Origin of the sequence: Allorhizocola rhizosphaerae, from assembly GCF_003426775.1 — a bacterium.
Lineage (GTDB): Bacteria > Actinomycetota > Actinomycetes > Mycobacteriales > Micromonosporaceae > Allorhizocola > Allorhizocola rhizosphaerae.
Genome location: NZ_QJUG01000201.1, coordinates 1 through 15,656 on the forward strand (window position 1 = coordinate 1; position 15,656 = coordinate 15,656).

At 68.7% G+C, this 15,656-nt stretch carries 8 protein-coding genes; 5 read left to right on the plus strand and 3 right to left on the minus strand.

The genetic code is table 11. The features are described 5' to 3' along the window. Positions 1-28 precede the first annotated feature (28 nt). Genes DM816_RS32055 through DM816_RS32065 form a run of 3 tightly spaced genes read left to right on the plus strand, consistent with a single transcriptional unit; the run spans position 29 to position 11,139 of the window. Entirely contained in the window at positions 29-6,187 is a 6,159-nt protein-coding gene (locus DM816_RS32055; protein ID WP_211588950.1) for a neuraminidase-like domain-containing protein, read from the plus strand. A gap of 16 nt (positions 6,188-6,203) precedes the next feature. Further along, positions 6,204-9,488, plus strand: a complete 3,285-nt coding sequence (locus DM816_RS32060; RefSeq protein ID WP_117214164.1) for a Tc toxin subunit A-related protein — start codon at positions 6,204-6,206, stop codon at positions 9,486-9,488. Positions 9,489-9,543: 55 nt separating this feature from the next. After that, positions 9,544-11,139: a CocE/NonD family hydrolase gene (locus DM816_RS32065; protein ID WP_246002476.1), complete on the plus strand. Its 1,596-nt coding sequence runs from the start codon at positions 9,544-9,546 to the stop codon at positions 11,137-11,139. Positions 11,140-11,298: 159 nt separating this feature from the next. Here the strand turns inward: DM816_RS32065 and DM816_RS32070 are convergent, their stop codons facing one another. Next, a complete protein-coding gene (locus tag DM816_RS32070) occupies positions 11,299-12,297 on the minus strand; it encodes a quinone oxidoreductase family protein (protein WP_211588951.1) in 999 nt (332 codons plus the stop codon). Between the two features lie 87 nt (positions 12,298-12,384). On the opposite strand from DM816_RS32070, the gene DM816_RS32075 reads away from it, so the two are divergent. After that, a complete protein-coding gene (locus tag DM816_RS32075) occupies positions 12,385-12,807 on the plus strand; it encodes a MarR family winged helix-turn-helix transcriptional regulator (RefSeq protein WP_117214168.1) in 423 nt (140 codons plus the stop codon). 184 nt (positions 12,808-12,991) lie between these two features. On the opposite strand, the gene DM816_RS32080 is transcribed toward DM816_RS32075, so the two are convergent. Beyond that, entirely contained in the window at positions 12,992-13,762 is a 771-nt protein-coding gene (locus DM816_RS32080) for an AAA family ATPase (protein WP_246002477.1), read from the minus strand. A 198-nt stretch (positions 13,763-13,960) separates the two neighbouring features. Next, complete coding sequence (locus DM816_RS32085; protein WP_117214170.1) at positions 13,961-14,662, minus strand: DUF4386 domain-containing protein; 702 nt, start codon at positions 14,660-14,662, stop codon at positions 13,961-13,963. 133 nt (positions 14,663-14,795) lie between these two features. Here DM816_RS32085 and DM816_RS32090 point away from each other — a divergent pair, with 133 nt between their 5' ends. Further along, on the plus strand, positions 14,796-15,512 hold the full coding sequence (locus DM816_RS32090; protein WP_117214171.1) for a TetR/AcrR family transcriptional regulator: 717 nt from the start codon (positions 14,796-14,798) through the stop codon (positions 15,510-15,512). Positions 15,513-15,656 lie beyond the last annotated feature (144 nt).

Genomic DNA, 15,656 nt, shown 5'->3' on the forward strand with positions numbered 1-15,656 from the left:
GACCGGCGGCGGCGCGGCGACCTCGCTCATGCCCGCTGCGCCGGCGACTCCGGTGGTCGGGCGGGCACCCGTGTCGCGCCCGCCGGCCGCCGCAGCCAAGCTCGCGGCGATCAGCGGCAAGGTGTTCTCCGACCGTGGCGACACGCCCGCGGGGGTGAAACTGCGCTTCTACCGGCAGCAGTTCGGCGGGCGCAAAGCCCTTGTGGGCGAGGCGGTGACGGGCGCCGACGGCAGCTACCAACTCGAAGCCGGCGAGCCGGCCGACATCCAGGTGTACGCGGTCGGCGCCGACGGCAAGGAGCATCCGCTCGGCGGCGCGGGCAACGTGGTCATCCCGGCGGCGAAACTGCCCAAGCCGCAGGCCGAATACGCGCGCCTCCTCGCGAGCGTGCAGCCACACCTGGGCGGCGGCAAGCTCGGCGACGCCCGCGAGGACGACGAGCGGCAGGATCTGGCCCTCCTGCACAAGGCCACCAAGTGGGACGGCCGGCTGCTCGCGCTCGCCGCGACCGCCGAGGAGCTCGCCGAGACCGTCGGCGTCACGCCGCAGGTGGCATATGGTCTGCTGCGCGCGGGCCTGCCCTCCCACCACGTGCAGCTGGCCCGGATCGGCCAGGCCGGGATCGGGCACGCGCTGCGCAAGGCGGTCGAGGCCGGGGTGGTGGAGCTCAACGAGCGCGACATCGCCAACGCGCAGACCACCCTGGGCGCGTTCGGCCGCACGACGCGGCGCAAGCTGGCGGTCAACGGCACGGCGTCGAGCTATGGCTCGATGCTCAGCGCGTCCGGCCTGTCGGCCGCCGAACAGGACCGGTTCGACGAGGTCTTCACCGCGCACTCCGGCGACGCCGCCACGCTGTGGCGCAACGTCCGCGACGCGGGGCTGCCGGCCGACCAGCTCCGGCTCACCGCCCAGCTGGGCGCGCTCACGCTCAACTCGGCGCGGCTCACGGAGAGCCTGCGCACGCAGGTGGGCACGCCCGAGCGGCTGGCCGAAACCCTTGTGGGCGCGAAGCTTTACCAGCCCGCCGCGTGGGCCGACCGGCTCAGCGGGCTGGCCGGGGGCAACGAGCGCGTGCTCGGGCAGATGATCCCGACCGCGTATCAGGGCAAGACCGTAGCGGAGCGGCTGGCCGCATACACCGCGGACCTCGCGTTCAAGGTGCGCCGCAGCTATCCCACGCAGGTGCTCAGCGACCGCATCCGCTCCGGAGAGCTGGCGTCCGAGGCAGCGGTGGCGCAGGACGTGGCGACCGTGCTGGACCGGGCCGCGGGAGCCGGGTTTGTGCCCGGTCAGCAGCCGCTGAGCCGGTTCCTGAGCGAGCGGCGCGAGACCGTGTTCGCGGGCATGCCCGCGGAGCGGGCGAAGGCGGCCACCGCCGAGGTCGCCACGCTCACCCGGCAGTACCAGATCACCGCGAGCGACGAGGCGCTGGGCGTGTTGCAGCGGCACGATCTGCGCTCGGCCGCACAGATCAGCGCGATGCCGCAACGCGTGTTCCTGGCCAAGTACGCAGCGGACTTCCCGAGCGTGGCCGAGGCGGAGCTCACGTGGCGGCGCGCGCAGCAGGTCACCGCCGTCACGCTGAACCTCGTCGCGCTCACCAAGCAGCTCGACTCGGCCCGCCTGCTGCCCGCGATGGCCCAACCGTCCGATGTGGTCGGTGGGGCGCAGGCCGATCTGGTCAAGCAGTTCCCGACGCTGGAGTCGCTGTTCGGCTCGCTGGACTATTGCGAGTGCGCGCACTGCCGGTCGGTGCTCAGCCCGGCGGCGTACCTGGTGGACCTGCTCAAGTTTCTCGACGACGCACCGGCGCTGCCCAAGAGCCCGTACGTGGCGCTCACCGAGCGCCGGCCCGACCTGCCGCACCTGCCGCTCACGTGTGAGAACACCAACGTGGCCCTGCCCTACATCGATGTCGTCAACGAGATCCTCGAATTCTTCCTGGCGCACAACGCACAACTCACGCCGGACGCGGCGTATGACACCGGCGAGGCGTCCAGCGAGGACCTGATCGCCGAGCCGCAAAACCTGCTCCCGGTCGCTTACGACCTGCTCAAGCAGGCGCAGTATCCACTGACCGCCCCGTTCGACCTGTGGCTGGCGACCGTGCGCACGTTCGTGGAGCACTTCGAGGTGCGGTTCGCCGACGTGCTCGACGTGTTGCGCATGTCCGACGAGCTGCACCCGGCCACCGGGTATGGGCTCGCGGCGGTCGCGTATGAGCGGCTGGGCAGCTCGCCTGCCGAGCTCGCGTTGCTCACCGCCGCCGACCCGCTCGCGACATGGCCGGCCCGGTATGGGTATGCGCCCAACGCCGCGCCCGCCGTGTGGGGAGAGCTTGCCAACGCGCGGACGCTGGCGCGCAAGCTCGGGGTCACCTATCGCGAGCTGGTTTCGTTGCTGCGCACCAAGTTCATCCGCCCGCTCGTGCTCGCGGACCCGCCCGGGGCGGCCTCGTGCAGCTGGGAGGAGACCACGCTGCGCCGGGCCGGCGGGAGTGCCGCCGAGCCCATCGACTACCTGCTGCTCAACCAGTTCGTGCGGATCTGGCGGCGGCTCGGCTGGTCCATCGACGAGACCGATCAGGCGCTCATGACGTTCCTGCCCGTGACTCCCGACCCGCGCACGGCAGCGGCGATCGGGGCGGCCACGGGCAGCGCGCTGCTCGGCATCGCCCGCCTGATCCAGCTCGCGCAGTTGCTGGGCGCGCGCCCGTCGGAGCGGCGGGAACTGCTCGTGCTGTGGGCCCCTTTGACGGACGCACGATACGAGCAGTTGTTCCTCACCGGCACGACCCAGATCCGTGATGCCGCGTTCGAGGGCGCGCCGGGGGGCTATCTGACCGCACCGGGTGTGCTGCTGGCCGACCACCTCGAACCCGTGCTGGCGGCGCTGCGCCTGTCCAATGCGGACAACGACGCGATCCTGCGGCACAGCGGGCTCGACCCGGCCGTGGCCGAGCTGACCATGGCCAACGTGTCTTTGCTGCACCGGCACGCGGTACTGGCGAGAATGCTCAAAATCAAAATTCCGGAACTGCTGACGCTCATCGACCTCACCGGGCTCGATCCCTTCGCCGAGACGGTTCGGTTCGTGGAAACCGTGCACCGGCTGGAGGCCAGCGGTCTGTCCGCGACCGACGCGGATTTCCTTGTGCGCCATCGTTTCGATCCGGTCGGGCCGCTGCGCACCAACACGCAGCCCCCGCTGGCTCTGGTGCGCGCGCTCGCCGCCGAGGTGACCCGGATCCGCACGGAATTCGCGATCCCTTCAGACCCGCTCACCTTCACCGACGACGTGGTGGCACGAGCTCTGGCGCTGGTGCTCGACGCCGACGTGGCCGCCGCGTTCCTGGCCGCGTGGACCGGGCGGGCGCCGCTGCCCGCCGAGGTTTTCCAGCAGCACCTGCTCCGGCAGGTCATCGCGGGTGTCGGCGAGGTGGGCTTCCTGGACGCGAGCGATCCGGCCATCCTGTTCACCATGCCGGGCGGCGACCAGGCGGCGGACAGGAACCGGCGGGAGCGTCTCGCTCAGACCCTGCTTCCCTATATCCAGCAACGGCTCACCCGTCAGGCGGTGGTGGACGCGGTGGCCGCGGGAGGCGACGCCGACCCGGCGCTCGTGGAGTCGCTGCTGACCCAACTCGGCAACCTCGACGCATATCTCGCGGCCTCCACCTACGGTCTGACCGTCGCAGCCGATCGAACAACCGGTTATCTGGAGCTCCCACCCGGGCACTACCAGTTCACGGCGGCGTGCGCGGAGGCGGGCACCACGGCGACGCTGACGTTCGACCACCTGAGCGACCCGGTGCTGTCCACCGGTGGCGCGCTTGTGTCGACCGCAGAGGTCGAGCTGCGCGGCGCGGTGGCCTACGGGTTCACGCTCACCCACACGCCCGGTGCGAAGGTGACGCTCAGCGTGCGCGGCCAGCGCCTCACCACCACGCCGGTGTCGGGCCTGACCACCTATCGGCGCACCGAAACCGAACAGCTGCACCAAAAGCACCTGCTGCTCACCAAGGCGCTCCTGCTCGCCTCGCGGCTGTCGCTCAACGAGGCGGAGTTCCGGTTGGGCACGCTGGACCTCGGCGCACTGCCCACAGTGGAGGATCTGACGCCCGCCGACGTGACCGTCCGGTTTGGACAGCTCCTGCGGGTTATCGACTATGTGCGGTTGCGTGACGAGCTCGCCGCCGACCCGGCCGATCTGCTGAACATCTTCGCGCGGGCGCAGCGGTCCGCACCTGCCGATGAGGTGTTCGCCGACGTGACCGCGCTGACGGCCCGCATGGTCCGGCGAGAGCCTGAGGCGGTGCGTGCGGCCGCGGGTCTGCTCGGCCTGACCGCTGCCGGGTTCGCCGATGAGCGCGGCCTGACCCGGCTGTGGCGGGTGCTCGCGCTGGCCGCCCGCATCGGGGTCGGCCCCGCCGAGCTGGGCCGGTGGGCCACGCCGAGCCCGGATCGTGCTGTGGCGCAAGACGTGCAGAGCACGGTCAAGGCGAAGTACTCCGCCGAAGCGTGGCGCCGGGTCGCCCAGCCCATCTTCGACAAGCTGCGCAAGCAGCGGCGCGACGCGCTGGTCGCACAGGTCCTTCAAGTCACCGGATACCAGCGGGTGGAGCAGCTGTTCGAGCACTTCCTGGTGGATCCCGCGACCGAGCCCGTGGTGCACACGTCGCGGCTGCGCCTGGCCATCTCGTCGGTGCAGACGTTCATCCAGCGGTGCCTGCTCAACCTCGAAAACGACGTGAGCCCGTCATCCATCAACGCCGACTACTGGGAATGGATGAAGCGCTATCGGGTGTGGGAGGCCAACCGCAAGATCTTCCTGTGGCCGGAGAACTGGCTCGAACCCGAGTTCCGCGACGACAAGACGCACCTGTTCGCGGCGCTGGAAAGTGCTTTGCTGGAAAGCGATCTGGGCCGTGACGCGGTGGAGCGGGCCTTCTTCGAGTACCTGCACGGCCTCGACGAGATCGCCCGGCTGAGCGTCCGCACGATCTACTTGGAACGCAAGCAGGACAGGGCGGCCAACGTGTTGCACGTGATCGGCCGCACCGGCGGCGCACCGCACAAATACTTCTACCGCACCTGGTCGCGCCGGTCGTGGACGCCGTGGACGCCGGTGACCGCGAGCATCGACGGCGACCACCTGGCCATGGTCATGTGGCAGGGCCGGGTGCACCTGTTCTGGGTGGTGTTCCTGCCCAAGCCGGAGCCGAAGGGCAGCAGCAGCCCGCAGAACGCGGGCAACGTGCCGCTCAGCGAGCTCGCCGCGCTGCGCCCACGGCGCAAGGTGGAGGCGCAACTGTTCTGGAGCTGCTACACCCCGGCCGGTGCGGGGCCGGGGGAGTGGAGCGACCCGGTCATGGCCATCGCCGAGGAGCCGCTGGTCAAGACGGTGAACGACGATTTCGACGCGTCCAAGGTGTTCATTTGGGCCGATGTCCTCGGCGATGGGAGCGTCTCGATTTCGTTGCTTGGCCAGGGCGCCGACCAGGCGTTCCGGGTCATCAGCAAGCACGCGCCACCGGTGCACAACACCGCCTATCGCGAACCGCTGGAGCCGCCCTACCTCGCGGCCGGCGACGTCCCGCTCACCCGGGCGGGCCAGGGCCGCTGGCGCGGTGCGGCGCCCAAGTTCCGGGTGCACGTTGAGGGCGAGACCATCACCGACAACGGCGTCAACCCGTGCGATATCACCGAGGACATCTTCGCCAAGGCACCGTCCACATACGACCTCGTGATCGTGCCGCCGCCGGCGAAGCTCACCAAGGGATCCACCAAGGGCGGCGGCAAGGGCGGCCAGCAGTCGCAGAACCGCCCGGAGGATCCGTTCTTCTACATGGACACCGCGCACAACTTCTTTGTCGAGCCGACGTGGCTGGAATTCTCCATAAACGACGGTGACCAGGCGCTCGCGGCGCAGCCGCCGGTGTGGCGCGAGTTCGACCACCCCGAGTACTGGAAGGACCGGCCCATCGTGGCTACCTTCCCCGACCACTGGCTGGACGGCGATGACGTCCCCGTGAAGAAGCCCGTCGACGTCATCACCCGGCCGAACGCCGTCGTGCGGTTCAACGGCGGCATCGTCGGCCGGGCCGGGCGCGTCACCGAAGGCCGCATCCTGCGCACCGGCCCGCACGGCGCACCGATCCTGTCCAATCGCGAGCTGTCCTAACAGGAGGACCAGACCAATGGCACTCGAGGTCAAGACCACGCTGGCGCCGTCCTTCCACGGGGCGTGGCTCGCCGACAACCGGCTCGTCGCGGAGCTTCCCGCGCCCGGACCGACGTTGAAGAAGATCAGGCTTTTGCAGTACCGGTTCCACGCGCACTTCCACCCGTACGTCAACGATCTGATCAACCGCATGATCAACGGATCGGTGCGCGGGCTGCAGGACGCCGACACCGCCACGCCCGCACTGCTGGAGAAGTTGTTCACGCAGACGCGCTACGACCCGAGCTCACTGCTCGTGGTCGACAGCGATGTGCACAAGCATCCGGTCGCGGATCTGGATTTCTCGTCCGGCGGCGGGTATTCCGTGTACAACTGGGAGCTCTTCTACCACATCCCGATCACCATTGCGATCCACCTGAGCCGCAATCAGCGCTACGCCGAGGCCCAGCACTGGCTGCACTATCTGTTCGACCCGATGGACGACAGCGACGGGCCGACGCCCGAGCGGTACTGGAAGGTGCGCCCGTTCCGCGAGGGCGACCCCACACTGATCGAGAAGGTGCTCATCAACCTGTCCACGGGGGCCGACCAAAACCTGTGGGAGGAGACCGTCGACGCGATCGGCAAGTGGAAGGACACGCCGTTCCGTCCGCACGCGGTCGCCCGCTATCGGCACACGGCCTACATGTTCAAGGCCGTGATGACGTACCTCGATAATCTGATCGAATGGGGCGACAGCCTGTTCCGGCAGGACACCGGTGAGGCCATCAACGAGGCCACGCAGTTGTATGTCCTTGCCGCCAACCTGCTCGGGCCGCGCCCGATGGAGGTGCCCGCCAAGGGCAAGCAGGCGCCGCAGACGTATGCGAGCCTGCGCGGCAAGCTCGACGCGTTCGGCAACGCGCTCACGGAGGTGGAGGTCGATCTGCCGTTCGACGTCCTGACCTCCGTGTCGCCTCCGGCGGACGCGGCGCCGCTTGCCGCCGTGCGCAGCATCGCGACATCGCTCTACTTCTGCGTACCAAGAAATGACAAGCTTTTAGGTTATTGGGACACGGTCGCCGATCGGCTCTTCAAAATACGCAATAGTCTCGACATCCACGGCGTGTTCAGGCGCTTGCCGCTGTTCGATCCGCCGATCGACCCGGCGCTGCTGGCGAAGGCCGCCGCGGCGGGGCTCGACGTGGGCACGATCGTGGCCGGGCTCGGCCAGCCGCTGCCGCTGGTGCGGTTCTCGCTGCTCGTCGCGAAGGCGTCGGAGATCTGCCAGGAGGTGAAATCGCTTGGCGGGCAACTGCTCTCGGCCATCGAGAAGCAGGACGCCGAGGCGCTGGCGATCCTGCGGGCCAAGCAGGAGCGGACGATGCTCGGCCTCGCCGAGCTCGTCCGATATGGACAATGGCAGGAGGCGATCAAGGCGCGCGAGGCTTTGGAGAAGGGGTTCCAGGGCGCGGTCGCGAAGCTGACCTACTACGAACGGTTGCTGGGCACCGATCCGGGCGACATCGATGTGCCCTCGCTTGACGGGCTTGACGCTGATGCGCTCGCCAAGCTGCGGCTCAACGCGCGGGAGCCGGACATCGCGCACCGCGACATCGACGTGGACATCGCCGAGGACACGGCAGACGGCAACAAGATATCGTCCTATGAGGACAAGGAACTGGATCTGCTGTCCGCGTCGCAGGCGTTGCAGGACACGGCTGCCGGGCTCGACACGCTCGGCACGGTGCTCGGCATGATCCCGGGCTTCGAGGCTGCGGCCAAACCGATGGGCGCGGGCGCAGGGGTCCACTTTGGAGGCTTGCACCTGTCGGAGGTGGCGCGGGCGGGTGCCTCCGCAGCGCGCGGCGTGGCCGACCGGCTCAACTTCGAGGCGACGCAGGCGGGCAAGATCGGCGGATACCAACGGCGCCAACAGGAATGGACGTATCAGCGCAACCTCGTCGCGAGTGAGATCACGCAGATCTACCGGCAGTGGCGGGCCGCACAGATCCGCGAGGCGCTGGCCGAGCGGGAATGGCACAACCATCAAAAGCAGATCCGGCACGCCGAGGACATCGAGGACTTCCTCACCGACCCGCGGCGGAAGACAAGCAACGTCGAGCTCTACGCGTGGCTGCGGCGGGAGGTGCGCGGGCTTTACGGGCAGTGGTTCCAGTTCGCGTTCGACATCGCCAAGCGGGCGGAGCGAGCATTGCAGCACGAGCTTGGCGATTCCGGGCAAACCTTCTTGCGGTACGGATATCAGTCCGGCAAGGAGGGTCTGCTCGCAGGCGAGCGGCTGGCGCTGGACATCAAGCGGATGGAGATGGCGTATCACGAGCTGAATCGGCGCGAGTACGAGCTCACGACGCACGTGAGCCTGCGCCAGCTCGACCCGGTCGCGCTGTTGACGCTGCGTGCGACCGGAGCGTGCGAGTTCGCGATTCCCGAGGAGCTGCTTGATCTCATCGGCACGCCCGGCCACTACTTCCGGCGGCTGAAGTCCGTCGCGTTGAGCATCCCCGCGGTGGTTGGGCCATACACGGGAGTCAACGCGACGCTCACCTTGCAGCGCAGCAGCATCCGCACGACGGCCGCGCTCGGGTCGGACGGCTACGGGCGCACGGGCGACGAGGACACGCGCTTCAGCGACCACCTCGGGGCCGTGCAGTCCGTGGTCACGAGCTCGGGGCAGCAGGACAGCGGGCTGTTCGAGGTCAATCTGCGCGACGAGCGGTACCTGCCGTTCGAGGGCAGCGGTGCGATCAGCACGTGGCGGCTGGAGCTGCCGGCCGCGCTGCCACAGTTCGACCACGACACCATCTCGGATGTGGTGCTGCACCTGCGTTACACGGCGCGGGAGGGCGGTGCCCCGCTGCGCGCGGCGGCACAGGCGCATGTCGCGCAGGAGGTCGCGGGCGCGGCGACGGCCGGGTCGGTGCGCATGCTGTCGGTGCGGCAGGAATTCCCCACCGAATGGGCCCGCTTCACGGCCACGGCCGGGGCGCCGCTGACCATCACCCTGCGGGAGGAGCATTACCCGTACTGGTCGCGGGCCGTGGCGCAGCCGGCGCTGCACAAGGTGCAGCTGTTCGCCCAGCCGGGCCCGGCCACGAAGAACACGGTGCGGGTCACCCTCACGCAAGCCGGCGACGCCGGAAACGACCTGACCGCGGACCCGGCACTGGGCGGGCTGCGCGTCGGCGAACTCGCCGAGGACCCATTGCCCAAGGCCACGGGCCCGCTGACCCTGTTCCTCGATGACAACACCATGGACGACCTGTGGCTCGCCCTCACCTGGGGAGGCCCGGTGTCCTAGTTCTCAAACCGCTGGAGGTCTTGATTCTTCGCTTACATCTGTCATCATCTCTGCGGTGATCAGTCATCTCCTCGAGCGCCGCCTGAAGCTTTCCCCGCCCCTGTCCCGGGACGTGGTGGCGCAGCGGGATCTTCGGGTGCCGATGCCCGACGGGGTCGAGCTTCTGGCGGACCGGTGGGCGCCACGGGTCGGCGGCGAGGGTCTGCCGACCGCGCTGATCCGCACGCCGTACGGCCGGCGCGGCCCGTTCGGCACGAGCTTGGCCCGGCCGCTGGCCGAGCGCGGATATCAGGTGCTGATCCAGAGCGTGCGCGGCGGATTCGGCTCCGGCGGCACCTTCGATCCGATGCGCCAGGAGCGCGCCGACGGCCTGGCGACCCTCGACTGGCTGGTCGAGCAGCCTTGGTTCGGTGACGCGATCGTGCTGTTCGGCATGAGCTATCTGGGATATGTGCAGTGGGCGGTAGCCGACCGCCTGCCGCCACAGGTCAAGGCGATCATCCCGCAGGTGACCGAGTCCGCGTTGTCGCTGGAGTTCCTGCGCGCCGACGGCATGTCGCTGGAAACGCCGTTCGGCTGGGGCGTGCTGGTCGGCACGCAGGAACGCCGCCTGGCAATGCTGCGTTACCTCGGGCAGGCGAGGAGGACGGCCCGCGCGCTGTGGACGCTTCCGCTGCACCGGGCCGATGTCGCCGCGATCGGAACGCGCTCGCCATACATCCAGGACATCCTCGCCCACGACGCCGACGCACCGCGCTGGGACGGCCTCGACCACCGCGACCGCGTGGCCGCCGTGACCGTGCCGGTCAGCTCGATCGGCGGCTGGTACGACATTTTCCTGCCCGGCCAGCTTCGCGACTTCCAGATCCTGCAACATAAAGGGCATCCGGCCCGGCTGACCGTCGGCCCGTGGACCCACGCGCAGTTCACCAACACGCCGATCAACGAAGCCCTCCAGTTTGGACTCGCCTACGCCCGCGGTGAACAGCCGCCGCCACGGCCACCGGTCCGGCTTTACGTGATGGGCGAGAACGCCTGGCGCGACTTCGACTCCTGGCCGCCCACCGGCTATGTGCCCCAGCGGTTTCACCTCCACCCCGGCGGCGGGCTCGCGGGCGAGCCGCCGGCCGAGTCCGAGCCCGACCGGTACCGCTACGACCCGGCCGACCCGACCCCGGCGGTCGGCGGTGTGCGCCTGGTCAAAGACTGCGGGCCGGCCGACAACACCGCGCTGGAGGCCCGGCCGGACGTGCTCACCTACACCACACCCCTCCTCGAACAAGAGGTTGAAGTCATCGGCGAAGTCAACGCCGAGATCTGGTTTCGCTCCAGCCTGCCCCACGCCGATGTGTTCGTCCGGCTCTGCGTTGTCGATCCCGCCGGCCGCTCCTGGAACATCTGCGACGGCCTGACGACCATCACCGGCGCCGACCAACTGTGCCGCGCCGCCGTCCGGCTGTGGCCGACGGCGTACCGCTTCAAGAAAGGTCACCGCATCCGAGTCCAGGTTTCCAGCGGAGCCTTCCCCCGCTATGCCCGCAACCCCGGCACCGGCGAACCACGCGCCACGGCCACCACCCTCCTCGCCGCCGAGCAGACGGTCTACCACGACCCGGCACGCCCGTCCGCGATCATCCTCCCGGTCCGTTAATCGTCGGTGCCGCAGGTGGCGAGACTGTAGAGCGGCGCCGGGTCACCGGAGCCTGGGCGAGCAGAACGGTGCCCAGTCCTCGACCGCTACCAGCGGGTCAGCAAGGCTGAGCGGCGTTGATGCCGTTGGCAGCCGGAGCCTCGGGCCGTCTGTTGCGTCCTATCCGACCTTGAGGGCCAGCTTCCCGACATAGTGATCGTTCAGGGCGCGATGCGCATCCTGGACTCGCTCCAACGGGAAGGTCCGGGCGACGTGGACCTCGAAGGAGCTCGCCTCGATGATGGCGTTGAGCCGATCGGTGCCGGCACGGGTTATATCGGCGTCGTAGTAGGACACCGCCGCGCTCGGCGGCGTCACATGCACGGGCCGGACACCGTTGGGCACAGCGATCCGTCCTGCGTTTTTGACCGCGCGAAGAGACCGTTCGGCAATCTCGCCTCCCACGGTGACCAGAGCCGCATCGAGCCCGCCAGGTGCGAACTTCAATGCCGCAGCCAACACGTCGTTTTTGCGACCGTTGACGACGTCGTGGGCGCCCAGCCGCCGGGCCAGGGCGACACCATCGTCGCCAGAGGCCACGGCCAACACCCGGATGCCGCTGTGCCGCGCCAGCTGCACGGCCATGTGCCCGACACCCCCGCTCGCCCCGAAGACCATGAGCGTCTCGTCCGGCCGCAGACCGAGCAGATCGAGGCCGCTCAGGGCAGTCAGGGCATCCCAAGGCATCGCGCCGGCCTGTTCGGTCGGCAGCCGGTCGGGCACGCGCGCCGCGAACTCCGCCTCGACGACGCCGTACTCGGCGTAGAAGCCGCCGCGCTTCACCGGCATCGTCGAAGCGTAGACACGCTCGCCCACGTCGAACCGGGTAACGTTGCGTCCGACCGCGGCCACCGTGCCCGCCGCGTCCCAGCCGAGGACATAGGGAAAGGTCGACGCGACACCGAATGCGCCGTCGTAGCTCCCCTCCCGCTCGAGCGCGTCCCAGGACGCGGCCCCTGCGAACTCCACCCGGATGAGGACGTCGTCGTCGCCGACCTCCGGGATCGGTATGCGGCGCGACGAGAATTCGTCGACTCCGCCGAACCGGTCAAGGACGACAGCGTTCATCTGCTGCTCCACGATCGCGTCGGCCGCTGTGCGCTCGACTCTGCTGCCCATCGATCCTCCAGGTTTACTTGATTGAATCAAGGATCATTCGATCACAACTATTTGAGGGAATCAAGTAATTCCTCTAGTATGTGAGCCATGGCGTTGCCGAGCGGACCCGTAACCACCTCATCCGAGGCCGAGGCCGCCCTGTTCGATCTGGTCGACGTCTACGACCGGGCCTACGAGGCGGCCGCAGCCGAGCTGTCGCTCAGCCCGGCGCAGGCATGTGTGCTCGGGCGACTCGATGAGCGACGCGGCATGGGCGCCTTGGCCGAGGAGCTCGGCTGCGATGCATCCAACATCACCCAGATCGTCGCGCGTCTCGAAACGCTCGGCCTCGTCACCCGTGAACCAGATCCCCGGGACCGCCGCGCACGACTCGTCGCGCGAACGCCCCGGGGAGACGAGATCAACCACCGGTTCGCAACAGCCTTCACCTTCGCCCGCACGGCGGTCGGACGACTCTCACCCGACGAACAGGACCAGTTGACGGCGCTGCTGCGCAAAGCACTGGGCTGACACGTCCTGCGACGGTCCGCAGGCTCGTCATATCGTCCAATCCGGACGGTGCGCCACGGCGCGCGATGTTCGAGGGCGACGGCGTCTTCACCGTCGAGTTTTCCCACGACCTGATCCACCGCACCATCACGATGATCCGTGGCACGACACACAACGTGTGCACGGCATCGACTGATGCCATTGCCTATGTCTCGGGAAGGAGGTGGCGCAGAAACGGTCGTGGGTCGGCGAGGAACGACCTCATCAGCATGACCGGCTCGGCGTCGTCGAAGGCGACGGGCGCGATGCCGCCGTCGCCGCCGATCTGCAGGATCTGCGCGGAAGGCAGGGCGATGAGGACCGGCGAGTGGGTGGCGATCACAAACTGCGAGCCGGCGGCGGCAAGCTGGGCGATGCGGGCAAGCAGTGCCAGGCATCCGTGCACCGAAAGCGCGGCCTCGGGCTCGTCGAGCAGATACAGCCCGTTGGGGCGGAAGCGGTGCATGGCCAGGCTCAAGAACGACTCACCGTGGGACCGTTCGTGCAGACTGATGCCGCCATACGCGGGCAGCAGCGAGGGGCCATACGGTTCCCGGTCGAGCCGTTCGACCTCGGTGGCAACGTTGTAGAACGACTCGGCGCGCAGGAAGAACCCGGTCTTGGGTTTGCGGATCGCCTTGACGACGCGCAGATGCTCGCCGAGCGCCGACTCGCTGGCGCGGGTCGCGAACCGGAAGTTCGCCGAGCCACCCTCGGGGTTGAACCCGCACGCCACGGCGAGCGCCTCGATCAGCGTGGACTTGCCCGTGCCGTTCTCGCCGACGAAGAACGTCACCTGTGGATGCAGGTCGATCTGCCCGACAGCGCGCAGGGCCTGCACCACGGGGAGGCCGAACGGGTACCCACTGATCGGGGCATCGTCGGCCAGCTCGATCCAGCGCAGGAACCCCTGTGATTTGCCGCTGCCGGTGCGCACGACACCGATTGTGCCTGGCACCGTGGCAAGCCGGCTGGTCACCTTCGGCAACGGTCAGGGTCGACCTGGGAACCTTCAGATGTATCCGTGGCGCGCGGGGCGGGAAGGGGTGTGGGGCCTTCCCGCCGCAGTGGCTGTCACGCCCCTGACCGAGGGTCAGGGCGCCAGGGAATCGTGGCGGGCTGCGCCGCGCCCGCGTCAGGCCACCACCGGTATGCGGGTGTCCTGCGAAGCTTCGTCGAGTGCGCCGCGGCGAATGCCGCGGGCGAGCAGGTAGCCGATCATCCAGAGTTCGCCGACAGTCGCCGGGGCGATGAGGATGTCGGCGACGAGTTGGGCGTCGGGGGCGAGGTACTTGATGAGCGCGCTGAGCACGTAGCCGATTCCACCGCCGATGAGGACCCAGCCGAGCGCACGGGGCATGAAGCCCGAGCGCAGCACACACGTGCCCATGGGGATGAGCCACAGGCCGAAGAACAGCGCGCCGACGCCCCACAGATTGCCGCTGAGCAGGTACATGAGTTGGACGGTGGCGGCTGCGTCGCCGATCGGGTGGAGTGCGACCTGCAGCGCCGTGGCGAGGGCCGCCGCGCTGGCGAGGATCGCGATCGCGTTGACGAGGCCGAAGGCGGCGATCCCGCTGGCGGCGAACGTGTCCGTGCCGCGGAACAGGCGGTAGAACCAGGCGGCGGTGAGTGCCTGCGTGACGACGATGAGCATCTCCAGGCCGATTCCGGCGCGGGCGAGCGATTCGTGCTCGACCAGGTTGGCCAGCGTCGCGCCGGAGTCGTCGGCTGCGAAGAGCTGTGGGCGGATGAGTAGGAATCCGAGGGCGCCGGTGATTGCGAGGCCGAGGTAGAACAGCCCGGTCATGCGGGCGGTGCGGGTCAGCGTGTGCATCGTGTCTCCTTGGGCATATGCCGGTTTGGGCCTGCTATCGGTCTCGTGGAGGCGATCATGGAATGACTGCCAGGCACCTTACGATGTAAGAGAATCATACGATGTAAGGTAGGGCAAGAGTTCGAGGAGATCTGTGGCTGCCGAGACGTTTCGAGAACCGCTCAGCCGCGAGCGTGTGCTGGCGGCTGCGGTCGCCCTCGTCGACGCGGAGGGGCTCCAGGCGCTCACCATGCGTCGCCTCGCCACCTTGCTCGGCGTCGAGGCAATGTCGCTCTACTACCACGTGCGCGGCAAGGACGCCTTGATCGACGGAGTCGTGGACAGCGTGGTCGGCGAGATCGAGGCTGCGGTCGCCGGCGTCGACACGTCTGGCAATGAGACGGACTGGCGCGGGCGGCTGCGGCGGCGGTTCCTCGCCGCGCGTCATGTCATGCTTCGGCACCCGTGGGCGCCCGGGTTGCTCAGTTCGCGCCGCAGCGTCCCGGTCGGCGTCTACGTGTACTACGACGGAATCCTGGCCACGCTCGTCAGCGCGGGCTTCTCCTATCGTCTGGCGCACCGGGCGCTGCACGCGTTCGGCAGCCTTCCGCTCGGGTTCGCGCAGGAGGTCTTCAGCCCGGCCCCGGCCGCCGGCGGCGACGACGCGTCGGAGGCCGACGCCGCGGAGGCCGAATTTGCCGCGATGGCCGAGGCCCTGCCGCACCTGACGGCGATGATGGAAACCGAGATCCACGACGCCGACGACCCGACACTGGGATGGTGCGACAGCCAGGTCGAGTTCGAGTTCACGCTCGACCTGCTCCTGAACGGGCTCGAACGCCTCCGCGCTTCGCCCGGGGACAGCGACTAGACCCAAGGCCGTGTAGATAAGGATTTGGCCTGGATGTCAATGGCGGCGTGTTGATCCACGTGAATAGAACGGAGCTCCGGTAGAAAGGCTTGTCCTCCAAGACAACCGCTACCAAGGAGCTCCGCTGTCTGAATATTCTGACAT